This is a genomic window from Povalibacter uvarum (assembly GCF_014202975.1).
In the GTDB taxonomy this organism is placed as follows: Bacteria; Pseudomonadota; Gammaproteobacteria; order Steroidobacterales; family Steroidobacteraceae; genus Steroidobacter; species Steroidobacter uvarum.
Genome location: NZ_JACHHZ010000001.1, coordinates 851464 through 875940, shown reverse-complemented (window position 1 = coordinate 875940; position 24477 = coordinate 851464). Strand labels below are relative to the sequence as shown.

Below are 24477 nucleotides of genomic sequence, written 5' to 3'. Positions count from 1 at the left end.
CACGCGGGCCACAGCGCAGCGGTCTGCTCGGCATCTAACGACCTCAGATTGCATTCGCGAGCCTCGGTCAAAGAGATGTCGCGTTCCTCAAGGTAGGCTCGAGCCCACTCAGACAGCTTCGGTGAGCCCAGTTCGTTCCAGTTCAGTGTTCGTCGCGCAAAACCCTTCATTGCTGACCCTTGTTGTTAGTGACTGGCGCGGAAGCGCGGTGAGTCGAGGTCGAGAGGCGACACCGGCAAGCCTTCGTTGCGGAGTTGCATGAGGAGATTGCGAAGCTCCAGACCACGCGGCACGCGGAAGTTAGGCCACTCGGGTGCGACCGGGTCGCAGTAGCCGATGAGGTAGCGCAGCGAATTGCGCTGACACCATTGCGTCTCCACGATGGACCATTCGTGCTCCGGGTCCTGTTCGGCCTTAGCGCGAAATTGATGAGACCAACCGAGCCCGACCCAATGCCGTACCGCGTGCAACGTCATCTTCCGCTTGAGTTCGGATTCCACGAGCGGACCGCCACCGATTACGACGATGCGTTCGAGCGTGTGTCGATTGCGAAGCACGTACGGATGGTCCTTCGCTTCAGTGAAGCCGCTATGTGCGTGCTCGACGCTGGCGCACACGCCCAGCGACCCGTCGAGATCGATGCGGTCGGTGCCGTAGTCCTCCGCCCGATTCTTCAGAAGCCACTGCTGTGTGTTCATCGCGCACCTCCCGCTTTCTTCGAGCGGCGCCGCAACGCTGCACCGTACTCAGCGGATACACGATCACGTTCCTGCAGGTTGTGAGAAGTTATCGCTGCGTGGATTTCATCCAGAAGCGCTTCGGCCACATTCGCAGCGAAGTCCTGTGCATAGAAAGCGATGTGCCGTCGCATCGAGGCGAGCAGTACATCTGAACCAATGATCGGGGTGAGCTCTCTGTAGACCGACTCAGCCAGAACGCTCCATTCCTCAACTTCCTTGTCGTCGAACTTCTTCGCGAGATCGATCAGCGCTTTCTTACGCTCTTCGTTGTAGCGCCGGTCGCTCGCGAAGTAGTCGCGTGTCTGCCACTCTGGGAGCGATTTGGGCGCTGAGGCTTTGCGCTTTGAGCGCTTGGCTTTGGTTGCGGCCATGTGCGGTTCTCCGATTGTTGTTTGATGAGTCGGTCAACGGCGGCGCGTGCGTAGCACCACGCCAGCTCGTCGAGCAGTTGTTCGCGATTCATAGCGAACGCCGCTCATGCGCACTTGTGAGATTCGAGATAGGCGTCTACGTCGGACGCCTCCGCGATTCGCCGTCCGCCGGAATCACGGCGGCACGGAATGACTCCACGATCTAGAAGTTGACGTGTCGTGTTCTCGCTTCTGTTGATCTTTCGAGCGATCGCCGACGTAGTGAGGGGGACTGAGCGGGGCTTGCCCGTTTTGCGTGCCATGTTAGGAGGCTCCAACGCGCAGCAGCTCGCGATAGACGCACCTCACCCGTGCCGCGGAACAGCAGCTGGAATTTGCGGGTGGACGACGGAATCGGCGAGACGCTGTCTTTGAACCTAGCGGCGCGTGCGGCGAGTTCTTCTGACTCAAACTCGGGCGAGGTTCAACCGCCCGGCCGCCTGTTTTAGTTGTTACGGAGCCTCTAGGGCTGGCTCCCGCCTGCCGTCATTGTAGGCCACTAACCACCTACAACGCCATGAAGCTCGTAAGCTATTGTTTTTTAATAGGTAAGATACCTATAATATACCCGGTATTTTACCCGATACGAGGAATGTGCCGTGCCCAAGTATCAACCAAAGAAGTTCACCAAGCTGCTCTCCGTCTACGTACTGCCGGAGATCGGCGATGCATTGCGAAAAGAAGCGGAGAAGGAGGAGCGGACGCAGCAGTACCTGATGCGGCGCGCTCTGCGAGAGTTTCTCGTGTCGCGTGGACACAAGTTCTCCAGCAAGGGGAGCGCGCGCCGATGAGAGCCGCTATCTACGCTCGCTACAGCACCGACAAACAGAGTCCATCAAGCATCACGGATCAGGTTCGGGTTTGTACCGAGTACGCCAAGAAGCAGAAGTGGAGGATCGTCGCGAAGCACATCGACGACGGCATCAGCGGCACGGCCACCGGCAACAGGCCGGGCTATCTGAAGCTAATGGCCGAAGCCAAGGCCGGACATGTGGACGTGATCCTAGTGCAGCACACCGACCGCTTCATGCGCTCGCAAGATTTGGCGCCGACCATCAAGCGCCTCAAGTTCCGCAAGGTGCGTGTCATTGGTATTGCAAACAACTTCGATTCGGACTCTGCAGTTGCCAGCATGCAAGCCGGCGTCGAGGGCATCGTTAGCGAGTCCTTCGTACAAATGGTGCGGGCCAGAACGTTCTCCGCACTGGAGATGCGAGCAAAGGCTAAGCAGCTCACGGGCGGCAAGGCTTATGGTTACAGCACGAAGGATGGCCAGCGCACGGTGAATGGGGCGCAGGCGAAGGTTGTCCGGGAAATTTTCAAGCGACATGCGGAGGGTGCGAGCTGCAAGGACATTGCGTCGCGGCTCAACGAACGGAAGGTGCCCTCGCCCGGTTCTGCCTGGGCCCGAACAAAACGCCGAGCCTCAGGATGGATGGCTTCCGGCGTGCGCGCAATCCTCCTCAATCCGCTCTACCGGGGCGAGATACTGTGGAACATGTCGGAATGGATCAAGGATCCAGACACCGGCAAGCGATTGCGCCGCGAGCGCCCTGAATCTGAATGGATACGGCACCGCGATGAGTCTGCACGCATCGTCACCGATGAGCAGTGGCATAAGGCCCAACGTAAGACCCGCCTAGGCGACGACACGCGTCTGCGCTCCGGAGGCAAGGCCAAGTATCTCTTCAGCGGCCTGCTCTTCTGCGGGCATTGTGGCGCGAGCTATGTGCTGCTCGACAAGCGCGCCTACGGATGCTCCTCGTACCTGTATGGCAACGCATGCAAGAACAAGCTGCGTGTGCAACGGGCGAAGGTAGAGAAGAACCTGATGGACGTGGTCATGGACGATCTACTCGCCCCGGCTCGGATCAAGGAGATGGCCAAGCGCATGGAACGCTACTACGCGGAGCAGCTCGAAGCGGCGACGGCGAATGAAGCCACTCGCCCTGCCGAGCTGGCAGCGCTCGAGGAACGGTTGGCGCGCCTACGGACACGACTGAAGAACGGCGATCCGGATATGACTGCTGAAGATTTGATGGCGGTCATCGAGCGCACGGAAGCAAAGCGGTCGCAGCTAACTGCGCCGCGTGCGCAAGGTAAGCGCACAGCGCAGATTCTGCCCATGCTGGTACGCGGCGCAGAGCTATATCGCGATCAGCTCATCGCAGGTATCGAAGGCAACGCCGAGGCCAGCGGTTCAGCGCGGCTTGTGCTCGCCGAGATTTGGACCGGGAGGATAACGCTGCACGGGAAAGGCAGCGGTAAGGGAGCAGAGGTCTGGGCCACCGGTACCCTTGCCCCCGGAGCGTTGCTCCAGAGGCAAGGGGGTTTAGATGGTAGCGGGGGCAGGATTTGAACCTGCGACCTTCGGGTTATGAGCCCGACGAGCTGCCAGACTGCTCCACCCCGCAACAGAGGGCGCGGATTGTAAGGGCCAAGAATCGGTATTACAAGAAGAAGGACGACCCTGGAACGATTTCAGAGGCGCCTTCCGGGCCGATGAACAGCCCGAGGATCATGCCGCCCGACCGACTTTCCGTTCGATCAGGGCAGTGCCCGCGCACACAGGTCAATGAGGGCGCCCGGGAAGATTCCAAGGACCAGGACGGCCAGGCCGTTGAGCGTCAGCAATGCCCGGACAGTGCCGCCGCCCTCCACCGCCACCGAGTCGGTGGGTTCATCGAAGTACATGACCTTCACCACCCGCAGGTAGTAGAAGGCCGCGACCACGGACAGCACCACCGCGACCGCGGCGAGCCAGACCAGCCCCACATCCACGATGGCGCCGAGCACCGCGATCTTTGCCCAGAAACCGACGAACGGCGGAACGCCGGCAGTGCTGAACATGAGCATCATCATCATGGCCGCGAACCACGGGCTCTTGCGGTTGAGGCCGCGGAAGTCGTCGATCCGGTCAGCCTCGAAGCCGGCACGCGACAGCAGCAGGATCATGCCGAACGAACCGATCGCCATGATCACGTAAGCGAGCGTGTAGAACAGCGACGCGCGATAGCCCTCGGCCGTGCCGGCGAGAATTCCAAGAAGGATGAAACCGACGTGCGAGATCGTCGAGTACGCGAGCATGCGCTTGAGATTGGTCTGCGCGATCGCGACGACGTTGCCGATGATCATCGACAGGACGGCCAGCGCGATGAGCATGCTCTGCCAGGTCGCCACCATCGCATCGAGGCCTTCGGCGAGAACGCGGATCGCCAGGATGTACGAGGCGATCTTCGGTGCGGTGCCGATGAACAGCGTCACCGGCGTCGGCGCGCCGTGATAGACGTCCGGCACCCACATATGGAATGGCACGGCGCCGAACTTGAAGGCCACGCCGGCAATGATGAATGCGAGACCGAAGATCAGGCCCAGCTTGTCGGCACCGACTTCGCGCACCGCTACGGCGAGCTCATCCAGCTGCAGCGTTCCGGTGAGACCGTAGACGATCGAGAATCCATACAGCAGCGTGCCCGACGCGATGGCGCCGAGGACGAAGTACTTCATCGCCGACTCCGCGGCGACGCCCGAGTCTCGATCGAACGCGACCATCGCGTAGAGCGACAGCGAGAGCAGTTCGACACCAAGGTAGACGGTGATCAGGCTGCCCGCCGAGATCATCACCATGATGCCCAGCAATGCCGTCAGCCCGAGAATGAAGTATTCGCCCTTGAACAGGCCGCGCCGACGCAGGTAGTCATGTGAGTACATGAACGCAACGGCCACCGTGCCGTACGCGAACAGTTTGAGCAGGTCGCCCAGCGGATCGGCCACGAACGAGCCGTCGAACGCCGATACCCGGCCATCGACACCGTTGCTCACCGTGACGCAAGCCACTCCCACGAGAGCAAGCAGCGAGAGTGCGTACGTCACCCAGCGCGACCGCTCACTCAGGAACACGTCCACGAGCAGGATCACGCAGATGGCGGAGACCATGAAGATCTCGGCCGATGCGGCTGCAAGATTCAGATTGGCGATGACAGGTTCCGACATGGCAGACGTTCGGCTTTAGAGTTTCGAAACAGTGATCTGCTGAACGAGATGCTCAACAGTCGGACGCATCACATCGAGCAGCGGCGCGGGCCAGATGCCCAGCAGCAGGACCGCGACACCCAGAACGCCGAGCACGAAGAACTCGCGTCCGTTCAGATCCTTCAGCGCGGCCACATCGTCGTTCGCTACCGCACCGAAGATCACTCGCTTCACCAGCCACAACGTGTAAGCGGCGCCGAGGATCAACGTCATGGCCGCAAGGAATGCGTACCAGAAGTCGGCACGGAAGCTGGCGATGATGACCAGGAACTCGCCCACGAAGCCGGATGTTGCCGGCAGACCCGAGTTTGCGAGCGCGAACAGCACGGCGAATGCCGCGAACGTCGGCATCGTGTTGACGACACCGCCGTACGAGCTGATCTCGCGGCTGTGCACGCGGTCGTACAGCACGCCGACGCAGAAGAACATCGCGCCCGAAATCAAGCCGTGAGAAATCATCTGCACCATCGCGCCGTCGATACCCATCGCAGCGCCGCGCGTATCGCCATTGACCTGGAGAAGATCGAATGCGAGGAACGAACCCAGCGTCACGAAGCCCATGTGCGCGATCGATGAGTAAGCGATGAGCTTCTTCATGTCCTGCTGCACGAGCGCCACGAAACCGATGTAGACAACCGCGATCAGCGACAGCGAGATCACGAGCCAGTCGAGCTCGGCACTGGCGTCCGGCGTGATCGGCAGCGAGAAGCGCAGGAAGCCGTAGCCACCCATCTTCAGCATGATCGCCGCCAGGATGACCGAACCGCCGGTCGGCGCTTCGACGTGCGCATCGGGCAACCAGGTGTGCACCGGCCACATCGGCACCTTCACCGCGAACGCCAGCATGAAGGAGATGAAGATCAGGATCTGCGCATTCAGCGCGAGCGGCAGCTCCTGGAAATCGGCGATCGCATAGCTGCACTGCCCTGCGTCGCACGTCTTCATGTACATGTAGATCAACGACACCAGCATCAGCACGGAGCCGAGGAAGGTGTAGAGGAAGAACTTGATCGTTGCGTAGACACGGCGCGCCCCACCCCACACGCCGATGATGATGAACATCGGGATGAGCATGGCTTCCCAGAGTACGTAGAACAGCAGCGCGTCGGTCGCCGCGAACACGCCTACCATCAATCCCTCGAGAATCAGGAACGCGGCGTAGTACTGGGCCGGCCGCTTCTCGATCACTGTCCACGCGGCGATCACCACGAGCGGCGTGATGAACGTCGTCAGGATGATGAGCGGCGTCGCGATGCCGTCGACACCCAGCGCGTACCAGGAGTTGAACGCGGGAATCCAGGCTGCCCGCTCGACGAACTGCATCTCGGCAGTCGCCATGTCGAAATTCGTGTACAGCAGCGTCGAGATCCCGAAAGTCACCGCCGTCGTCGCGAGCGCCACCCAGCGGCCGAGCGCGATTCCGCGATCGCCGAGGACGAGCAGCGCCACGCCGCCGAGGATGGGCAGCCAGATCAGAACGCTCAGAATGGGCCAGGTAAGTTGCATGACGAGCTAGATTCTTGTTGCTTGACGATCAGCGCAGCACATACCACGCGAGCAGAGCCGACAGCCCGATGATCATTGCGAAGGCGTAGTGATACAGGTACCCCGACTGCAGGTGCCGCATCACACCGGACATCCAGCCAACGACGCGCGCCGAGCCGTTCACCGCTGTTCCATCGATGATCGCGACATCGCCGACGCGCCAAAGCGCAGTCCCCAGGTTGCGGCTGCCCTTGGCAAACACTGCCTGGTAGATCTCGTCGAAGTAGAACTTGTTCGCCAGCAGCTTGTAGACCGCCGAGAACTTCTCCGCGATCTTGCCCGGCAGGTCGGGACGCTTGATGTAGAGATACCAGGCCGCCAGCACGCCCAGCAACGCCAGGTAGACCGGCGCCGCCTTCATGGCGTGGACAACGAACCCGGCCGGGCCGTGGAATTCCTCGCCGATGTGGCCGAGCACGTCACGCGACTCGGACACGAAGATCGCCTCGCCGAAGTAATCACCGAACAGCACCGGCCCGATCGTGAACCAGCCGATGAACAGCGAGGGAATCGCCAGCAGGATCAGCGGCACCGTCACGACCCACGGGCTCTCATGCGGCTTGTGATCGCCGTGCCCGTGACCGTGCGAATCATGTCCATGCGAATCATGCGCATGATCGTCGTGATGCGCGTGCCCGAAGCGCTCCTCGCCATGGAACGTCATGAACACGAGGCGGAAGCTGTAGAACGCCGTGATGAACACGCCGAGGAACACGCACCAGTACGCGTAGGTCGCGCCCGGAATGTGCGATGCATGCACCGCTTCGATCAGCGCATCCTTCGAGAAGAAGCCTGAAGTGCCGGGGAAGCCGATCAGCGCCAGCGAACCGATCAGGGACGTCCAGTAAGTGATCGGCAGGTACTTCTTCAGTCCGCCCATCTTCCGCATGTCTTGCTCGTGATGCATCGCGATGATCACCGAGCCCGCCGCGAGGAACAGCAGCGCCTTGAAGAATGCATGCGTCATCAGGTGGAAGATCGCGCCTGCATAGGCCGAAACGCCGAGTGCAACGGTCATGTAGCCGAGCTGCGAGAGCGTCGAGTACGCAACCACCCGCTTGATGTCGTTGTTCACGAGACCCAGCAGGCCCATGAAGAAGGCGGTTGTCGCGCCGATGATCAGAACCGTCGACAGCGCGGTTTCCGACAGTTCGAACAGCGGCGACATGCGCGCCACCATGAAGATGCCGGCGGTGACCATCGTTGCGGCGTGGATGAGCGCGGAGATCGGCGTCGGGCCTTCCATCGAGTCAGGCAGCCACACATGCAGCGGAACCTGTGCGGACTTGCCCATCGCACCGATGAACAGGCAGATGCACACGACAGTGATCGCCTGCCATTCGAGATTGGGAACGATCTCCATCGTGTTCGCGGCGATCGCATCACGCATCCCGAACACCGTCGCGTAATCGAGCGAGCCCGTGTAGTAGACGATGCCTGCGATGCCGAGAATGAACCCGAAGTCGCCGACGCGGTTCACCAGGAACGCCTTCATGTTCGCGAAGATCGCCGACGGACGCGTGTACCAGAACCCGATCAGCAGGTACGACACGACACCCACCGCTTCCCAGCCGAAGAACAGCTGCAGGAAGTTGTTCGACATCACGAGCATGAGCATCGAGAACGTGAACAGCGAGATGTACGAGAAGAAGCGCTGGTAGCCCGGATCGTCGTGCATGTAGCCGATCGTGTAGACGTGCACGCACAGCGACACGAACGTCACGACGACCATCATCAGCGCCGACAGCTTGTCGACCAGGAAGCCGACTTCCATCCGGACGTTGTCGCTGACCAGCCAGGTATAGACGCTCTCGTTGAAGACCGGCGCGCCGTCGATGAGCATCTTCAATACCCAGATCGACAATCCGCAGGAAAGCGCGACGCCCGCGATGGTGACGCTATGCGCACCGATGCGGCCGATGACCCGCCCTGCCAGGCCGGCGACGATCGCCGCCAGGAGCGGCGCGAGAACGATCGTGAGAAGAGTGGATTGCGAAATCATTCTTGGTTCAACCCTTCATCGTGTCGAGCTGTTCGACGTCGATGTTCCGCCGTTCGCGGAACAGCACGACGAGGATCGCCAGGCCAATGGCCGATTCCGCGGCGGCGACCGTCATGATGAAGAACACGAACACCTGGCCGTCGAGATCGCCCAGGTGGCGGGCGAAGGCGACGAAATTGAAGTTCACCGCCAGCAGCATGAGCTCGATGCACATGAGCAGCAGGATCACGTTCTTCCGGTTGATGAAGATGCCTGCCACGCTGAGCGCGAACAGCAGGCCGCCGAGCATCAGGACGCTTTCGAGCGTGATCATGGCTGGCTCCCCGGTGACTGACTCTCCGGTGGGGTCGCCACTTCCTTCTCCGCATCCATCTTCACGATCCGGATCCGGTCACGAGCACGCACCGAGACCTGCGCCGCAACGTCCTGCGCCTTCAGGCCGGTGCGCTGGCGCATCGTCAGCACGATCGCCGCGACGATCGCGAGCAGCAGAAGCACTGCAGCCAGTTCGAACGGATAGAGATACTTGGTGTATAGCAACTCACCGAGCGCGCGAGTGTTGCTGTAACCATCGGGCGTCACGGTGACTGCGGCTTCAGAAATGCCTTCGAGCTGCTTCACCCACACGACACTGCCGATCTCGACGACGACCAGCACCGCGATGATGATTCCGAGCGGCGCGTAGCGAGTGAAGCCTTCCCGCATCTTCGCGACGTCGACGTCGAGCATCATGACGACGAACAGGAACAGCACCATCACCGCGCCGACGTAGACGAGCACCAGCACGATGGCGAGGAACTCCGCCTCGAGCAGCAGCCATATGATTGCGCTGTTGAAGAACGCAAACACGAGGAACAGCGCCGCGTGCACGGGATTACGGGCCGTAATGACACCCAACGCCGCGACCACGAGCACGGCAGAGAAGGCGTAAAAAAGAATCTCTGTAATTGTCATAGCTTCAGAAGTAACCGGCGGATAGCAACACAGCGTCTACCCCGCCGAAAAACCATTCCTGATGACTCCGCTTCTCATCACTCAGTCTAGCCGCTAACCGCCAACCGCTTCGCGCCTTAGCGATAGCGCGCGTCCGCGGCCTTGTCCGCTGCGATCATGGCTTCGTAGCGCTCGCCGACGGCGAGCAGCTTGTCCTTGGTCATGATGTTCTCGCCGCGATTCTCCATGTGGTACTCGTGGATGCGAGTCTCGACGATCGCGTCCACCGGGCAGGCCTCTTCGCAGAACCCGCAGTAGATGCACTTGAAGAGATCGATGTCGTAGCGCGTCGTGCGGCGGGTACCGTCAGCGGCTACATCCGACTCGATCGTGATCGCGAGCGCCGGACACACCGCTTCGCAGAGCTTGCAGGCGATGCAGCGTTCCTGGCCGTTCGGATAGCGGCGCTGCGCGTGCAGGCCACGGAAGCGCGGCGATTGCGGTGTCTTCTCTTCCGGGTACTGCACCGTCACGTTCGGCTTGAACACGAACTGGCGCATGGTCACGGCAAGCCCGACCAGCAACTCGGTCAGGAAGAACGTCTTGAAGAAACTGGCAGGTGTTTTCATGGCGTCGACCTCACGCTGCCCACGGACCGATCTTGTAGTACACGAGGATGGCCTCGACGAAGATCCACACCAGGGTCACCGGGATGAAGATCTTCCAGCCGAGCCGCATGATCTGGTCGTAGCGATAGCGCGGGAACGTGGCGCGGAACCACAGGAAGCAGAACAGGAAGAACGAGATCTTCGCGAAGAACCACAGGAAGTGCGGCGCCTGCAGGAACGCGGGCATGAACGTCCAGCCTTCGAACGGCGACAGCCAGCCGCCGAAGAAGAACACCGACGTCAGCGCCGAGATCAGGATCATGTTCACGTACTCGGCGACGAAGAACACGGCGAACGCCATGCCCGAGTACTCGACGTGGAAGCCGGCGACGATTTCCGATTCGCCTTCGACCACGTCGAACGGCGCGCGGTTGGTCTCCGCGAGGCCCGAGATGAAATAGACGACGAACAGCGGCAGCAGCCACCACACGTAGAAGCTGAAGAATCCGCCCCGCTGAGCCTCGATGATCTCGCCGAGATTGAGCGAGCCCGCGGCCATTACCACGCCGACGAGCGCGAAGCCCATCGCGATCTCGTAGGCAACCATCTGCGCCGCGGCGCGCATGGCGCCAAGAAATGCGTACTTCGAGTTCGTCGCCCAGCCAGCCAGGATGACGCCGTACACACCGGCCGACGTGAGCGCGAGGATGTAGAGCAACCCCGCGTTGATGTCAGCGACGGTGAAGCCCGGCCACAACGGCATTACCGCCCACGTGCACAGCGCCGGAATCAGCGCGAGCAGCGGCGCAAGAATGAACAGGAACTTGTTCGACTTCTCCGGGATGACGATTTCTTTGACCAGCAGCTTCAGCACGTCCGCGAACGGCTGCAGGATGCCGAACGGGCCGACGCGGTTCGGGCCGATGCGCGCCTGGATCGAACCGATCACGCGCCGCTCGGCCAGCGTCAGGAAGGCCATGAGCAGAATCACGCTGATGAACAGCATGACCGCGATGACGCCATAGTAGACGACAGCCTGCATCCACTCGGGCAGGAACGACAGGAGATTGGCGGCGAATTCCGGAATCATGCTTCGCCCTGCCCGCGTTGAGCTTCTTGCGTTTCCTGCAGGGCCGGCGAACGACGGACCACCGCGTCGATCTGGTACAGCGGTACATCATTGCCCGCTGGCGGCGCGGCCAGTGCCAGCTTCGATTGCAGCGTACGGGCCGCCGCCTTCGGCGCTGCACCGCTCCCCTCCGCGACCTGCTTGCGCACTTCATCGGCGATCTGATCGCTGCTGACGTAGTCGAAAGCCGGCAGATTCGAGAGGTTGCCGAGGACGCGCAACACCTTCCAGGCCGGCCGCGACTCGCCCACAGGCTTCGCAGCGCCCGGCACACTCTGCCAGCGCCCTTCGAGGTTCACATACGTGCCCGATGTTTCGGCGAACGTGCCGATCGGCAGCACGACGTGTGCATATTCCTTCGCAGTCGCATACGGCGACAGCGCGACGACGAACTCAGCGGACTTGAAGGCTTCGAGCGCAGCGGGCGACGCGATGTCGTGTTGCGGCTCGATACCGCCCAGCACGATGTATGCCTTCAACCGTGCCGCAAACATGTCCGCGACGTTCAGACCCGCGGCCTGCACAGCCTTGCCGCCGGTCGATCGACCCGGAAGCACGCCGGCCATGTGCGCGCCAACTGCGTTGCCACCTTCCGGCAGATAGCCCAGCGTCGCGCCTGTCAGCTCGGCGATAGCCGCTGCAACGAGACGAAGATCGGCGAACGCGGGATCGCGCTGCGCGATCGCGCCGAGCAGGACGAGCCGCCGCGAGCCATCTGAAAGCTGTGCAGCGATCGCCTTGTGCGCATCGGAAGGCTGAGCGCTCACGACCAGGGCTGCGACCGATTCCGGCGCCGACTTGCCGGTTGCGGCAGCCGCCGCTGCTGCGATTCCAACGAGATGATCGAACATGTGCAGTCCGTTGGACGCGCAGTAGTTCGCCACCGGGAAGAGATACTCATAGCGCTGCGGATTGACGAAGGAAACCTTCGCACCCTTCGCGATCGCAGCCTTGCGGATGCGGTGGGCGATGATCGGCACGTCCTTGCGCAGGTTTGCACCGACGACGAGGACGGCATTCGCCTGCTCGAGCTCGGCGATCGAACAGCCGAGCAACGGTGCGACCGGATCACTCGCTTCATCGCGAAAGTCGCTGCGGCGCAGACGATGATCGATGTTCGCCGTTCCCAGGCCGCGGGCGAGCTTTGCCAGCAGATACAGCTCTTCGAGCGTGGAGCTCGGAGATGCCAGCGCACCGATCTGTGCACCACCGTGCTGCTTCGCGACGCGGCCGAGGCGCTCGGCGGTAATCGCGAGCGCGGTTTCCCAATCCGTTTCCTGCCACACGCCGTTCTCGCGAATCAGCGGCTTCTGCAGACGATCTTCGCTGTAGACGCCCTGGAAGGAGAAACGGTCGCGATCGGCGATCCAGGTTTCGTTCACTTCTTCGTTCGGACGCGGAACGATGCGCATTACCTTGCCGCGCAGGACGTGCGCGTAGATGTTGGTGCCGACGCTGTCGTGCGGAGACACGAGCGGATGCTGCGTCATCTCCCACGCGCGCGCCCGGTAACGGTACGGCTTGTTGTTCAACGCACCCACCGGGCAGAGATCGATGATGTTGGCCGACAGCTCGTGATCGACGCTCTTCTCGATGAACGTGCCGATCTCCGTGCTCTCGCCGCGACCGACAGTGCCGAGTTCCTGGAACCCCTGCACGTCCTGCGTGAACCGCACACAACGCGTGCAGTGAATGCAGCGGGTCATGTCGGTGGACACGAGCGGCCCGAGGTTTTTGTCTTTGACGACGCGCTTGCGCTCGTTGTACCGCGACACGTCGCGGCCGAAGCCCATTGCGAGGTCCTGCAGCTCGCACTCGCCGCCCTGATCGCAGATCGGGCAATCGAGCGGGTGATTGATCAGCAGGAATTCCATCACCGACTTCTGCGCCGCGATGGCCTTCGGTGACTTCGTGAAGATCTTCATGCCCTCAGCGACGGGCGTCGCGCACGCAGGCATCGGCTTCGGCGCTTTCTCGACTTCGACGAGGCACATGCGGCAGTTGGCCGCGATGGGCAGCTTCTCGTGATAGCAGAAGCGCGGAACGTAGATTTCGTTCGCGTCGGTTACCTGGATCAGCATCTGGCCCTTGCGCGCCTTCATCGGCACGCCATTGACCTCGATGTTGACCTCGTCACTCGGTGCTGGAGCAGGAGTACTCATGTCTTGAATGGGCTCGTCACGCTGCGCGGCGCTTGTCGCGCTCGACGATGCTGTGGCCGTGTTCGATCATGTATTCGAACTCGTGCCGGTAATGTTTCATGAAGCTCTGCACCGGCCAGGCCGAAGCATCGCCGAATGCGCAGATCGTGTGGCCTTCGATCTTGTTCGCCACGTCGACCAGCATGTCGAGGTCGGCCTTCTTGCCCTGCCCCGCCAGGATCCGCTTCACGACGCGGTTCATCCAGCCGGTACCTTCGCGGCACGGCGTGCACTGGCCGCAGGACTCCGCGTAGTAGAAGCGCGTGATGCGTTCGAGCGTCTTGACCATGCAGGTCGTCTCGTCCATCACGATCAGCGAACCGGTGCCGAGCGCCGAACCCGCCTTCTTGACCGAGTCGTAGTCCAGATTCGCGGCCATCATCGTGTCGCCGGGCACGACAGGCACGGAGACGCCGCCTGGAATCACAGCCTTCAGCTTGCGACCGCCGCGAACGCCGCCGCAGATCTCGAGCAGGTCCTTGAAAGGAACACCGAGCGGCAGCTCGATGTTCTGCGGCTTGTTGACGTGGCCCGACACGGAAAAAATCATCGTGCCGGCGGAATTCGCGACGCCCAGATCAACGAACCACTTCGCGCCCTTGCGCAGGATGGTCGGCACCGAGGCGTAGCTCTGCGTGTTGTTGATCGTCGTGGGCTTGCCGTAGAGACCGAAGTTCGCGGGGAACGGCGGCTTGAAGCGCGGACGACCCTGCTTGCCTTCGAGCGATTCGAGCAGCGCGGTCTCTTCACCGCAGATGTACGCGCCGGCGCCGATGTAGGTGTACAGATCGAAATCGATACCCGAGCCCTGAACGTTCTTGCCCAGCAGGCCCGCTGCGTACGCTTCCTTCAGCGCTTCTTCGAATCGCGGCACCGGCTCTTCGAGGAACTCACCGCGAATGTAGTTGTAGCCGACGGTCGCGCCCATGCAGTAACCGCCGATCGCCATTCCCTCGATCAGGGAATGCGGGTTGTAACGCAGGATGTCGCGATCGTGGCAGGTACCCGGCTCGCTCTCGTCCGAGTTGCACACGGCGTACTTCTGACCGGGTGCGTTGCGAGGCATGAAGCTCCACTTCATGCCTGTCGGGAAGCCGGCGCCGCCGCGGCCGCGCAGACCGGAAGCTTTCACTTCCTCGATGATCTGCTCGCGCGGGGTCTTTTCGCGCAGGATCTTTTCCCAGGCGTCATAGCCGCCGATGCTGCGATAGGTCGCGAGCTCCCACGACCGCTCGAGGCCCAGCGGTTCAAAGCACACCTGATTGGCTGCGTACTTCGATGTCATACGATTACTTGTGGCGATCAAGAATCTCGTCGACCTTCTCGGTCGTGAGATTCTCGTAGTAGACGTGGTCGACCATCATCATCGGCGCGTTGTTGCACGCGGCGAGACACTCTTCTTCCTTCTTCAGGTAGAAGCGTCCGTCAACCGTGCTCTCTCCCACCTTGATGCCGAGTCTCTTTTCGACGTGCGCGAGGATGTCGTCGCCGCCGCAAAGCATGCAGGAAATGTTCGTGCAGACGGAAATGGCATGACGCCCGACCGGCTTGGTCTCGAACATCGAGTAGAACGTCGCGACCTCGTAGACCTGGATCGGCGGCAGGCCGAGATACTCGGCCACGGCGTCCATCGATTCCTTGGTCAGGTAGCCGTTGTTCTCGTGCTGCACGGTACGCAACGCGGCAAGGACAGCCGAGCGCTTGCGATCCGGCGGAAACTTCGTCAGCCAGTGATCGATCTCATGCCGCGCATGCTCGGAAAGGCCGCCGCCTGCGGGCGGGCTGTGGGTCGGATCACTCACCGGTCGATTTCCCCGAATACGATGTCCTGCGTGCCGATCACGGCGACGACGTCCGCGAGCAGATGGCCCTTGGTCATCTCCTCCAGCGAGGCGAGATGCGGGAAGCCAGGCGCGCGGCACTTGAGTCGATAAGGCTTGTTGGCGCCGTCCGATACCAGATAGATGCCGAACTCACCCTTCGGCGCTTCGACCGCCGCGTACGCTTCACCTTCGGGGACGCAGTAGCCTTCAGTGAACAGCTTGAAGTGGTGAATCAGCGATTCCATGTCGTCCTTCATCTCTTCGCGCTTCGGCGCGGAGATCTTGTGATCGGACGTCATCACCGGGCCGGGATTCTGCTTCAGCCAGTCAACGCACTGACGCACGATGCGATTCGATTGGCGCATCTCCTCGACACGGACGAGATAGCGGTCGTAGCAGTCGCCGTTCACGCCGACCGGAATGTCGAAGTCCATGCGATCGTAGACGTCGTATGGCTGCTTCTTGCGCAGGTCCCATGCGATGCCGGAGCCGCGGATCATCGGACCACTGAAACCCAGTTGCAGGGCACGCTCCGGCGTGACGACGCCGATGTTCACCGTGCGCTGCTTCCAGATGCGGTTGTCGGTCAGCAGCGTTTCATATTCGTCCACGCATGCCGGGAAGCGCTCGGTGAAGTCCTGAATGAAATCCAGCATGGTGCCGCTGCGATTCTCGTTCAGGCGATCCACGTCCTTCTGCGTGCGCCACTTCGACGCCTGGTAGCGCGGCATCGAATCCGGCAGATCGCGATAGACCCCGCCCGGCCGGTAGTAAGTCGCGTGCATGCGCGTGCCCGAAACCGCTTCGTAGCAGTCCATCAGATCTTCGCGCTCGCGGAATGCATAGAGGAAGACCGTCATCGCGCCGATGTCGAGGCCGTGGGCACCGAGCCACATCAGGTGATTCAGGATGCGCGTGATCTCATCGAACATCACCCGGATGTACTGGGCGCGAAGGGGCGGCGTGATGCCGAGCAGCTTCTCGATCGCCATCACGTAAGCGTGCTCGTTGCACATCATCGACACGTAGTCGAGGCGATCCATGTACCCGATCGACTGGTTGAACGGCTTCGACTCGGCGAGCTTCTCGGTTCCCCGATGCAGCAGGCCGACGTGCGGATCCGCCTTCTGGATGACTTCGCCATCCATCTCGAGCACCAGGCGCAGCACGCCGTGCGCCGCCGGATGCTGCGGTCCGAAATTCAGTGTGAAATTGCGAATCTCAGCCACGGGAACCCGACTCCACCTGCGCGCCGACCGGGACGTCCTTCAGTCCCTGGTCGTAGCGGTTGTCTTCACGAATGACACGCGGCACGAGCGTGCGCGGTTCGATGCTCACCGGCTGATAGACGACGCGCCCCTTGGCGGTGTCGTACTTCACTTCCACGTTGCCGATCAGCGGGAAATCCTTGCGGAACGGATGACCGATGAATCCGTAGTCGGTCAGGATGCGGCGCAGATCCGGATGCCCCTGGAACAGGATGCCGTAGAGATCGAACGTCTCGCGCTCATACCAGTTCGCGGAGGCCCAGATGTCGTTGACCGAATCGATCAGAGGCGGCTCGCCGTCGATCGCGAAACAACGCAGACGCAGGCGCCAGTTGTGAGTCACCGACAGCAGCTGATAGCTGACAGCGAAACGACCAGGGCGCGGCTCGGTCACGATCGTGCGTGCGCGATTCACACCGCGGCTGAAACCTGTCGCGGTCGAGCCGTACGTGCTCCATTCCTCGCGGCCATAGTCGAGATAGTCGACGCCGCTGAGATCCATCAGCTGCTCGAACTTGAACTCGGCATCGTCGCGCAGTTCGCGGCAGACGCTCAGGAGTTGATCGCTCTTGACCTCGCACGCGACGTCGCCGGCAACGGCGGGAAGCGAACGCAACCGTTCGCCGAAGCGCGCAGTCAGTTTCGAGGCCAGGGTCTCGCTGCGTGAAGGCATGATGTTCTTAGCGGGCGATCGTGCTGGTGCGGCGGATCTTGTTCTGCAGCTGCAGGATGCCGTACAGCAGGGCTTCTGCGGTCGGCGGGCAACCGGGGACGTACACGTCGACGGGGACGATGCGATCGCAGCCGCGAACGACAGCGTACGAATAGTGGTAGTAGCCACCGCCATTCGCGCACGAACCCATCGAAATCACCCAGCGCGGTTCCGGCATCTGGTCGTAAACCTTGCGCAGCGCCGGAGCCATCTTGTTGACGAGCGTGCCGGCGACGATCATCACGTCGGACTGACGCGGGCTCGGGCGGAACACGACACCGAAGCGGTCGAGGTCATAGCGCGCGGCACCGGCATGCATCATCTCGACGGCGCAGCAGGCGAGACCGAAAGTCATCGGCCACATCGAACCAGTACGCGCCCAGTTGACGAGCTTGTCGACCGAAGTCGTTACGAAGCCACGCTGCGGCGGAACCGCATCGGGCGTTTCGGCGGTAGGAGCGGTCAATCCCATTCGAGTGCGCCCTTCTTCCACTCGTAGACGAAGCCCACGACCAGAATCAGCAGGAAGAATCCCATCGCGATCAGCCCAGCAGTGCCGGTGGTTCCGAGCGAAACGGCCCAGGGAAACAGGAAGGCGATTTCGAGATCGAAAACGATGAAGAGAATGGCGACGAGGTAGTAACGCACGTCGAACTTCATGCGGGCATCGGAGAACGGCTCGAAGCCGCATTCATATGCGGAAAGCTTTTCGCTGTCGGGCCGACGCGGGCCGAACAGGAAGCCCAGTCCTATGAGCACTGAACCGAGCGCGGTGGCAACGCCCAGGAAGATCAGGATGGGTACGTAGTTTTGCAGCATCACACTGAACTCACGGTGCCGGGCCCGGCACCGGGCGCGGATTGTATCAGGGACGTTGCGACGCAGTAACCCTTTGATTGCACCGCGACGGCCTCGTTACAAACACGTACGTCGAGGGCCACCGGAGACTCGGCTCGCGGTGCTGCGATCGACGCGAGTTGAGAACGAAATGCAACGCGGGGCGGAGACAAAAGACCGGCTGCGAGCGGTGAGCGACGAGCTATGAGCCACAAACCAGACGAGTGAGCGCACTCGGCCCTCTGGCTCGCACGCTCATCGCTCACAGCTCGCAGCCAAGACCTGGAAGGTTGAAGAGGAATCGCGCACCGGCAGCATGTACCGGTGCGACTGGAAGAATACCGGCGGTGGACGTGCCGGCCCGACCCGAAGGCATGAAGCGTTCAGGTCGCGAGAGAAGAAATTGGTGCGGATGAGAGGACTCGAACCTCCACGGATTGCTCCACTACCACCTCAAAGTAGCGTGTCTACCAGTTCCACCACATCCGCACCGGAGGTGAAATCGTTCCCGGTGCAAGGCCGCTGCAAGCGGTCTTCTTATTGTTGCGGCTCCTGCTGCGAGGGCGCTGCGGGTGCTTCGACGTCCTGCGTCGAAGCCGGCGGCGTGGCCGGAAGTGCCGGCACATCGCTCGCCGTATCGGTCTGGGACTGCGTCTGCACGCGGTCCATCACGCTGCTCGGCGCATCGGGCTTGCGGTCACCCATGTACGCCAGCGCGAGATTCGTTGCGAAGAACAGTGCTGCGAGCGTCGCAGTCGTCCGCGAAAGGAACGACGCGGCACCGCGAGCGCCGAATACCGTGCCGGACGCGCCAGCCCCGAAGCCCGCACCGGCATCGGCACCCTTGCCGCGCTGGAGCAGCACGAGACCCACGATGCCCGCGGCAATCAGGACGTGCAGCACGATGACTGCTGTATGTACCCAGTTCATATATAAAGTCGCTTTCGCGCCTGTCTCAATGAACCTGCGCGGCTGCGCAGATCTTCAAAAATTCATCCGCCTTGAGGGACGCGCCGCCGATCAGGCCGCCATCCACATCAGGCATCGAAAAAATCTCGCTCGCGTTCCCTGCCTTGACGCTGCCGCCGTACAGGATCCTCAGAGCGCCCGCGATCTTACCATCGTTGGCACCTTCTCGTGCCGCGACGACAGACCGGATGTGCACGTGCACTTCCTGCGCCTGCGCCGGCGAAGCATTCTTTCCCGTGCCGATCGCCCAGACGGGTTCGTACGCAAGCACTGCCTTCTGCATCGCCTGCACACCCGCCAGATCGAGCACCGCACCGAGCTGCCGCGAAACGACCTGGGTCGTTGCACCGCGCTCACGCTCGTCCAGCGTCTCGCCCACGCACAGGATCGGAATCAATCCGTGCGACTGCGCCGCCAGAAACTTCCGGGCGACCAGTGCGTCGTCTTCCTTGTAATGCGCCCGCCGCTCCGAGTGACCAACGATCACATAGCGGCAACCGACATCCTTGAGCATCGCGCCCGACACTTCGCCGGTGAAGGCACCTATCGGCTCCGCGCAGACCGACTGCGCGCCGAGGGCCACGCTCGACTGCTTCAGCAGGCGGCCCGCCTCCCAGAGGTAGACGAACGGCGGACAGACCGCGATCTCAGCCGTCGGCTGTGCAGGCAGTCCTTCCAGCACCGCTTCCAGCAGATCCGCGTTCTCAGCACGCGTTCCGTGCATTTTCCAGTTCCCGGCGACGAAGGGCCGACGCATCGTTAGTCCTTGAGTCCCAGAGAAAAAACTAAAGAAAAAATGTTCAGCGCGTTACCGTCGAACGAACCTGCCCCTCAAAAAGGGCGCGGCAGCTTAACGGTGACCCACAGGGAAATCAAACGACCTTCAGGCGACCTGGGCCGCCGCGGCAACCGACGCAGCCAGGCTCTTCGCCAGGTCGCGAACCAGCTTCTCATCGCTTCCCTCGACCATGACCCGGATCACAGGTTCCGTACCGGAAGCCCTCAGCACGATCCTGCCGTTCTCCCCGAGCTTCCGCTCAGCAAGCGACACCGCCTCCTGGATGGCCGGCGACGCCGAAACATCGAGTTTGCGCGCCATGCGTACGTTCTCGAGGACCTGCGGGTACTTCGGCATCGGCGCGGCCAGTTCCGCGAGACTGCAACCCGTCTGCTTCATGATCGCGAGGACCTGCAGCGCACTGATCAGCGCATCGCCCGTGGTGGTCCGGTCCAGACACAACAGGTGTCCCGACGTTTCTCCGCCCAGAATGCCGCCCGATGCCTTGAGCATCTCCATGACATACCGGTCGCCGACCTTGGCGCGCCGGAAGGCAACGCCGAGTTTGCCGAGCGCATGCTCGAGACCGAGATTGCTCATCACGGTGCCGACCACCGGACCCGTCAACAACTTCTGCTCGTGACGCGCGCGCGCAATGATGTAGAGCAGTTGATCGCCATCGACCAGGCGTCCGAGGTGATCGACCATCACCAGCCGATCGCCGTCGCCGTCGAGCGCGATGCCGACTTGCGACCGCACGCCCGGCACGGTGAGCTGCAGCAGCTCAGGCGAAGTCGAACCACAGTTGAGGTTGATGTTGCGGCCGTTCGGAGAGCATCCAATCGGGACGATCTCCGCGCCGAGGTCCGCGAGAATCCGGGGACCCACTTTGTAGCCGGCGCCATTCGCGCAATCGATGACGATCTTGAAGTCGCTCAGATCCAGGCCGGGCACCGTCGATGCGCAGAATTCCTGGTAACGCACGCGCGACTTGTCCATGCGCGTCGCCTTGCCCAGCTCGCCCGACGTGCGCGTGACCGGCGGCTCCTCGAGGTGTCGTTCGATCTCCGCTTCGATCTCGTCCGACAGCTTGCCGCCGTTCATGTCGAAGAACTTGATGCCGTTGTCTTCGTAGAGATTGTGCGAAGCGCTGATCACGACCCCGAAGTCGCACTCGAAACGCTTCGTGAGATACGCGACGCCCGGCGTCGGCAGCGGGCCCATCAGGATCACATCGACGCCGGCCGCCACGAAGCCGGCTTCGAGCGCCGCTTCGAACATGTACCCCGACAGCCGCGTGTCTTTGCCCACCAGCACTGTTCCGCCGTTTGGCGCGAGCACGCGCGCGGCGGAACTGGCCAGTCGCAACGCGAAGTCGACAGTCATCGGATGGTGACCGACATGTCCACGCACGCCATCGGTGCCGAAATACTTGCGGCTCACAATCGTTCTCCCTCGAGCATTCTGTTCAGATCCGGTAACCCGATTTCTTCAGTTCCGCGGCCATCTTTACCGCGTCCACGGTCTCCGCGACGTCGTGCACTCTCAGCACGCTTGCCCCTGCGAGCACCGAAGACACCGCGAGCGCCAGTCCACCCGCCAGACGCTGCTCGACGGACCGGCCCAATAGTGTCGCAAACATCGACTTTCGCGACACGCCGATCAAGAGCGGCAGTCGCAATTCCAGCAAATCGGGCAGCGCGGCCAGCAACTGCATATTGTGCTCCACACGCTTGCCGAAGCCGATGCCTGGATCGAGCACGATCCGGTCGCGGCCGATGCCGGCGGCCACGCACGCCCCCACCCGGTCGGCCAGAAAGCGCTTCACTTCGGCGACCACATCGATGTATTGCGGATCGGACTGCATGGTGCGCGGCTCGCCCTGCATGTGCATGAGACAGACGCCAGCGTCGCTGGCTGCAACCGCTTCCAGCGCCCCCTCCTCCCTCAACGCGCGAACATCGTTGACCATCGAAGCACCCGCTTGCAGCGCTGCTCGAATGACAGCTGCCTTGCTGGTGTCCACGGAAACGATCGCCTTCGTCTGTGCGGCCAGCGCCTCCATCAGCGGAACGACGCGGCGGATCTCTTCTTGTTCGTCTACCGCCTGAGCTCCGGGTCGGGTGGACTCACCGCCAACGTCGATGATGCGGGCACCGCCATCAATCATCGTCCGCGCATGCTCCAGCGCGCGATCGACGTTCACGTAGCGCCCACCGTCGGAAAACGAATCCGGCGTGACGTTGAGGATGCCCATGACGACGGGCGTCGACAGGTCGAGCGTGTGCTTGCCGCAGCGAAGATACATGGAGCGTGTGGATGGACCAGAAACGACAATGCCGGCTCTGCGCCGGCATTGCGTGGACTGAAGTGGTCCGGACCTCGTTAGTGCTGGCTGGCCGGCTTGCCGATCGGCGATTCGGGCGTTTCGCCGCGATCGCGACTCTTGCCCATCGGTGGCGCATTGTCGTCCCAGCCCGCGGGCGGCTGCGGATCGCGACCCTGCATGATGTCCTTGATCTGATTCTCATCGATGGTCTCGAACTTGATCAGCGCTTCGGCCATCTTGTGCAGCTTGTCGAGGTGCTTCTCGAGAATGCTCTTCGCATGCTTGTAGTTCGAATCGATGAGGCTGCGGACCTCTTCATCGATCGCATGCGCGGTCACATCCGAAACATGCTTGTGCTGGGTCACGGAGCGACCCAGGAACACTTCACCCGATTCTTCGCTGTACGTGAGCGGACCGAGGCGGTCGGACAGACCCCAGCGAGTCACCATGTTGCGGGCGATCTCGGTCGCACGCTCGATGTCGTTCGATGCGCCGGTGGTCACCGACTCCGGCCCGAAGATCATCTCTTCGGCGAGACGGCCGCCGAACAGCGTCGCGATCTTGCTCTCGAGGCGGCGCTTGCTGATGCTGTAGCGGTCCTGCTCGGGCAGGAACATCGTGACACCCAGCGCACGGCCGCGAGGAATGATCGTGACCTTGTAGACCGGATCGTGCTCGGGCACCGACAGACCGACGATGGCGTGACCCGCCTCGTGATACGCGGTGAGCTTCTTCTCCTGGTCGTCCATCACCATGGAGCGGCGCTCGGCGCCCATCATGATCTTGTCCTTGGCGCGCTCGAACTCGTCCATCGAGACGGTGCGGCGGTTGGCGCGGGCAGCGAACAGCGCGGCCTCGTTCACGAGGTTCGCGAGATCAGCGCCCGAGAATCCCGGCGTGCCGCGCGCAATGACCTGCGGGCGAACGTCTTCCGCCAGCGGCAGCTTGCGCATGTGAACCTTGAGGATCTGTTCGCGACCGCGGACATCGGGCAGCGGCACCACGACCTGGCGATCGAAGCGGCCCGGACGCAGCAACGCCGGATCGAGCACGTCGGGGCGATTCGTCGCGGCAATGACGATCACACCTTCCGTGCCTTCGAAGCCGTCCATTTCGACGAGCAGCTGGTTGAGGGTCTGCTCACGCTCATCGTGACCGCCGCCGAGGCCGGCGCCGCGATGACGACCCACGGCATCGATTTCGTCGATGAAGATGATGCACGGAGCATGCTTCTTGGCCTGCTCGAACATGTCGCGGACGCGTGAGGCGCCGACGCCGACGAACATTTCGACGAAGTCGGAGCCCGAGATCGTGAAGAACGGCACCTTCGCTTCACCAGCGATGGCGCGGGCGAGCAGCGTCTTGCCGGTACCGGGCGAGCCCACCATCAGCACGCCGCGCGGAATCTTGCCGCCGAGGCGCTGGAACTTGGCCGGGTCCTTGAGGAACTCGACGATCTCGACCACTTCTTCCTTCGCCTCGTCGACACCAGCGACGTCGGCGAACGTGACCTGCACCTGGTCCTCTCCCAGCAATCGGGCCCGGCTCTTGCCGAAGGACATCGCCCCACGGCCGCCCGCTCCTCCCTGCATCTGGCGCATGAAGTAGACCCAGACTGCGATGAGCAGCAGGATCGGGAACGAGGAAATCAGGAGCTGGGTGAGCAGGGACTGCCGTTCGGCCGGTTCCTTGCTGAAAGTGATGTTCGCCTTCTCGAGCGCACCGATCAGGTCGGTGTAATCGGTCTCGGGATTGTTGACGATGAACTTCTCGCCGTTCTTGCGCGTGCCCTTGAGCTGGTCGCCCTTGAAGGTGACTTCGTCGACGCTTCCGGTCCGGACCTCTTCGAGGAACGCCGAGTACTTGAGCGGCGCATCCGCACCGGCGCGCGTGCTGAAGTTGCTCACGACCGTAGCGACGACCACGGCGATGACGATCCAGAGGACTATGTTCTTGGCAAGGTCGTTCAAGGTCGATTCCTCAGAAACCTTCTCTCGAAATGCTTAAGGAGGCGGTCAGCTCAAACACTCAATACATCTGCGGGGACATTCGCAGCGAGTTCATGCACTCGAACTACTCGCGACGGCGGGCGGGTCGGGCTGACGCAAAAAGCATCCGCAAAAGAATGGCGTATGCGTTTGACACTACTACATTCTCCGCC

General features: G+C 62.0%; 24 protein-coding genes and 2 tRNA genes. 2 read left to right on the top strand and 24 right to left on the bottom strand.

Features of this window, described 5'->3' with window-relative positions; genetic code table 11:
• Positions 1–185 precede the first annotated feature (185 nt).
• The 3 genes from HNQ60_RS03790 to HNQ60_RS28245 form a co-directional block, all read right to left on the bottom strand.
• On the bottom strand, positions 186–698 hold the full coding sequence (locus HNQ60_RS03790; RefSeq protein WP_184329666.1) for a hypothetical protein: 513 nt from the start codon (positions 696–698) through the stop codon (positions 186–188).
• Positions 695–1111, bottom strand: coding sequence for a hypothetical protein (locus HNQ60_RS03785; protein ID WP_184329665.1), 417 nt, complete (start codon positions 1109–1111; stop codon positions 695–697). Before HNQ60_RS03785 ends, HNQ60_RS03790 begins: the two co-directional genes overlap by 4 nt.
• 104 nt (positions 1112–1215) lie before the next feature.
• Positions 1216–1413: a helix-turn-helix domain-containing protein gene (locus HNQ60_RS28245; protein ID WP_184329664.1), complete on the bottom strand. Its 198-nt coding sequence runs from the start codon at positions 1411–1413 to the stop codon at positions 1216–1218.
• A gap of 336 nt (positions 1414–1749) precedes the next feature.
• On the opposite strand from HNQ60_RS28245, the gene HNQ60_RS27380 reads away from it, so the two are divergent.
• Together HNQ60_RS27380 and HNQ60_RS03770 are read left to right on the top strand one after the other, a co-directional pair.
• The gene (locus tag HNQ60_RS27380; protein WP_184329663.1) at positions 1750–1941 is read left to right on the top strand and encodes a ribbon-helix-helix protein, CopG family; all 192 of its coding nucleotides are present in this window, start codon (positions 1750–1752) and stop codon (positions 1939–1941) included.
• Positions 1938–3509: a recombinase family protein gene (locus HNQ60_RS03770; RefSeq protein WP_184329662.1), complete on the top strand. Its 1572-nt coding sequence runs from the start codon at positions 1938–1940 to the stop codon at positions 3507–3509. Before HNQ60_RS27380 ends, HNQ60_RS03770 begins: the two co-directional genes overlap by 4 nt.
• Here the strand turns inward: HNQ60_RS03770 and HNQ60_RS03765 are convergent.
• From HNQ60_RS03765 to ftsH, 21 genes are all read right to left on the bottom strand, one after another.
• Positions 3488–3564, bottom strand: a tRNA-Met gene (locus HNQ60_RS03765). The two genes, HNQ60_RS03770 and HNQ60_RS03765, sit on opposite strands and share 22 nt — an antisense overlap.
• Positions 3565–3697: 133 nt before the next feature.
• Complete coding sequence (nuoN, locus tag HNQ60_RS03760) at positions 3698–5143, bottom strand: NADH-quinone oxidoreductase subunit NuoN (protein WP_184329661.1); 1446 nt, start codon at positions 5141–5143, stop codon at positions 3698–3700.
• Positions 5144–5158: 15 nt separating this feature from the next.
• Positions 5159–6688, bottom strand: a complete 1530-nt coding sequence (locus HNQ60_RS03755) for an NADH-quinone oxidoreductase subunit M (RefSeq protein ID WP_184329660.1) — start codon at positions 6686–6688, stop codon at positions 5159–5161.
• A 28-nt stretch (positions 6689–6716) separates the two neighbouring features.
• Complete coding sequence (gene nuoL / locus HNQ60_RS03750) at positions 6717–8729, bottom strand: NADH-quinone oxidoreductase subunit L (protein WP_184329659.1); 2013 nt, start codon at positions 8727–8729, stop codon at positions 6717–6719.
• Positions 8730–8736: 7 nt separating this feature from the next.
• A complete protein-coding gene (gene nuoK, locus HNQ60_RS03745) occupies positions 8737–9042 on the bottom strand; it encodes an NADH-quinone oxidoreductase subunit NuoK (RefSeq protein ID WP_184329658.1) in 306 nt (101 codons plus the stop codon).
• Complete coding sequence (locus HNQ60_RS03740; RefSeq protein ID WP_184329657.1) at positions 9039–9683, bottom strand: NADH-quinone oxidoreductase subunit J; 645 nt, start codon at positions 9681–9683, stop codon at positions 9039–9041. Before HNQ60_RS03740 ends, nuoK begins: the two co-directional genes overlap by 4 nt.
• A gap of 116 nt (positions 9684–9799) precedes the next feature.
• Complete coding sequence (nuoI, locus tag HNQ60_RS03735) at positions 9800–10291, bottom strand: NADH-quinone oxidoreductase subunit NuoI (RefSeq protein ID WP_184329656.1); 492 nt, start codon at positions 10289–10291, stop codon at positions 9800–9802.
• A gap of 10 nt (positions 10292–10301) precedes the next feature.
• Positions 10302–11357: an NADH-quinone oxidoreductase subunit NuoH gene (gene nuoH, locus HNQ60_RS03730; RefSeq protein WP_407676432.1), complete on the bottom strand. Its 1056-nt coding sequence runs from the start codon at positions 11355–11357 to the stop codon at positions 10302–10304.
• Positions 11357–13561, bottom strand: coding sequence for an NADH-quinone oxidoreductase subunit NuoG (gene nuoG / locus HNQ60_RS03725; RefSeq protein ID WP_184329654.1), 2205 nt, complete (start codon positions 13559–13561; stop codon positions 11357–11359). The genes nuoH and nuoG overlap by 1 nt, the downstream gene beginning before the upstream one ends.
• Before the next feature lie 16 nt (positions 13562–13577).
• Positions 13578–14885 carry an NADH-quinone oxidoreductase subunit NuoF gene (nuoF, locus tag HNQ60_RS03720; RefSeq protein ID WP_184329653.1) on the bottom strand — a complete coding sequence of 436 codons (1308 nt, stop codon included), beginning with the start codon at positions 14883–14885 and terminating at the stop codon, positions 13578–13580.
• 4 nt (positions 14886–14889) lie between these two features.
• Positions 14890–15402, bottom strand: coding sequence for an NADH-quinone oxidoreductase subunit NuoE (gene nuoE / locus HNQ60_RS03715; RefSeq protein ID WP_221303998.1), 513 nt, complete (start codon positions 15400–15402; stop codon positions 14890–14892).
• Positions 15399–16652: an NADH-quinone oxidoreductase subunit D gene (locus HNQ60_RS03710; RefSeq protein WP_184329652.1), complete on the bottom strand. Its 1254-nt coding sequence runs from the start codon at positions 16650–16652 to the stop codon at positions 15399–15401. The genes nuoE and HNQ60_RS03710 overlap by 4 nt, the downstream gene beginning before the upstream one ends.
• Entirely contained in the window at positions 16645–17364 is a 720-nt protein-coding gene (locus tag HNQ60_RS03705) for an NADH-quinone oxidoreductase subunit C (RefSeq protein ID WP_184329651.1), read from the bottom strand. The genes HNQ60_RS03710 and HNQ60_RS03705 overlap by 8 nt, the downstream gene beginning before the upstream one ends.
• A 7-nt stretch (positions 17365–17371) precedes the next feature.
• Positions 17372–17875, bottom strand: a complete 504-nt coding sequence (locus HNQ60_RS03700; RefSeq protein WP_184329650.1) for a NuoB/complex I 20 kDa subunit family protein — start codon at positions 17873–17875, stop codon at positions 17372–17374.
• Positions 17866–18222 carry an NADH-quinone oxidoreductase subunit A gene (locus HNQ60_RS03695; protein ID WP_184329649.1) on the bottom strand — a complete coding sequence of 119 codons (357 nt, stop codon included), beginning with the start codon at positions 18220–18222 and terminating at the stop codon, positions 17866–17868. Before HNQ60_RS03695 ends, HNQ60_RS03700 begins: the two co-directional genes overlap by 10 nt.
• 422 nt (positions 18223–18644) lie before the next feature.
• Positions 18645–18729: transfer RNA gene (locus HNQ60_RS03690), tRNA-Leu, on the bottom strand.
• Positions 18730–18777: 48 nt separating this feature from the next.
• On the bottom strand, positions 18778–19170 hold the full coding sequence (secG, locus tag HNQ60_RS03685) for a preprotein translocase subunit SecG (protein ID WP_184329648.1): 393 nt from the start codon (positions 19168–19170) through the stop codon (positions 18778–18780).
• A 25-nt stretch (positions 19171–19195) separates the two neighbouring features.
• Positions 19196–19966, bottom strand: coding sequence for a triose-phosphate isomerase (gene tpiA, locus HNQ60_RS03680; RefSeq protein WP_184329647.1), 771 nt, complete (start codon positions 19964–19966; stop codon positions 19196–19198).
• Positions 19967–20092: 126 nt separating this feature from the next.
• Positions 20093–21430: a phosphoglucosamine mutase gene (gene glmM / locus HNQ60_RS03675; protein ID WP_184329646.1), complete on the bottom strand. Its 1338-nt coding sequence runs from the start codon at positions 21428–21430 to the stop codon at positions 20093–20095.
• A gap of 25 nt (positions 21431–21455) precedes the next feature.
• On the bottom strand, positions 21456–22244 hold the full coding sequence (folP, locus tag HNQ60_RS03670) for a dihydropteroate synthase (protein WP_246433366.1): 789 nt from the start codon (positions 22242–22244) through the stop codon (positions 21456–21458).
• 128 nt (positions 22245–22372) lie between these two features.
• Entirely contained in the window at positions 22373–24286 is a 1914-nt protein-coding gene (gene ftsH / locus HNQ60_RS03665) for an ATP-dependent zinc metalloprotease FtsH (protein WP_184329644.1), read from the bottom strand.
• Positions 24287–24477: the final 191 nt, after the last annotated feature.

What these genes read in the sequence shown, in the direction of transcription:
- HNQ60_RS03755 (WP_184329660.1), bottom strand. Translation starts at nt 6,688, where the DNA reads ATGCAACTTACCTGGCCCATTCTGAGCGTTCTGATCTGGCTGCCCATC.
- HNQ60_RS28245 (WP_184329664.1), bottom strand. Translation starts at nt 1,413, where the DNA reads ATGGCACGCAAAACGGGCAAGCCCCGCTCAGTCCCCCTCACTACGTCG.
- nuoN (WP_184329661.1), bottom strand. Translation starts at nt 5,143, where the DNA reads ATGTCGGAACCTGTCATCGCCAATCTGAATCTTGCAGCCGCATCGGCC.
- nuoI (WP_184329656.1), bottom strand. Translation starts at nt 10,291, where the DNA reads ATGAAAACACCTGCCAGTTTCTTCAAGACGTTCTTCCTGACCGAGTTG.
- HNQ60_RS03740 (WP_184329657.1), bottom strand. Translation starts at nt 9,683, where the DNA reads ATGACAATTACAGAGATTCTTTTTTACGCCTTCTCTGCCGTGCTCGTG.
- secG (WP_184329648.1), bottom strand. Translation starts at nt 19,170, where the DNA reads ATGAACTGGGTACATACAGCAGTCATCGTGCTGCACGTCCTGATTGCC.
- nuoG (WP_184329654.1), bottom strand. Translation starts at nt 13,561, where the DNA reads ATGAGTACTCCTGCTCCAGCACCGAGTGACGAGGTCAACATCGAGGTC.
- HNQ60_RS03695 (WP_184329649.1), bottom strand. Translation starts at nt 18,222, where the DNA reads ATGCTGCAAAACTACGTACCCATCCTGATCTTCCTGGGCGTTGCCACC.
- tpiA (WP_184329647.1), bottom strand. Translation starts at nt 19,966, where the DNA reads ATGCGTCGGCCCTTCGTCGCCGGGAACTGGAAAATGCACGGAACGCGT.
- folP (WP_246433366.1), bottom strand. Translation starts at nt 22,244, where the DNA reads ATGGGCATCCTCAACGTCACGCCGGATTCGTTTTCCGACGGTGGGCGC.
- HNQ60_RS03785 (WP_184329665.1), bottom strand. Translation starts at nt 1,111, where the DNA reads ATGGCCGCAACCAAAGCCAAGCGCTCAAAGCGCAAAGCCTCAGCGCCC.
- HNQ60_RS03790 (WP_184329666.1), bottom strand. Translation starts at nt 698, where the DNA reads ATGAACACACAGCAGTGGCTTCTGAAGAATCGGGCGGAGGACTACGGC.
- HNQ60_RS03700 (WP_184329650.1), bottom strand. Translation starts at nt 17,875, where the DNA reads ATGGGATTGACCGCTCCTACCGCCGAAACGCCCGATGCGGTTCCGCCG.
- nuoF (WP_184329653.1), bottom strand. Translation starts at nt 14,885, where the DNA reads ATGACATCGAAGTACGCAGCCAATCAGGTGTGCTTTGAACCGCTGGGC.
- HNQ60_RS03705 (WP_184329651.1), bottom strand. Translation starts at nt 17,364, where the DNA reads ATGCCTTCACGCAGCGAGACCCTGGCCTCGAAACTGACTGCGCGCTTC.
- nuoL (WP_184329659.1), bottom strand. Translation starts at nt 8,729, where the DNA reads ATGATTTCGCAATCCACTCTTCTCACGATCGTTCTCGCGCCGCTCCTG.
- nuoK (WP_184329658.1), bottom strand. Translation starts at nt 9,042, where the DNA reads ATGATCACGCTCGAAAGCGTCCTGATGCTCGGCGGCCTGCTGTTCGCG.
- HNQ60_RS03770 (WP_184329662.1), top strand. Translation starts at nt 1,938, where the DNA reads ATGAGAGCCGCTATCTACGCTCGCTACAGCACCGACAAACAGAGTCCA.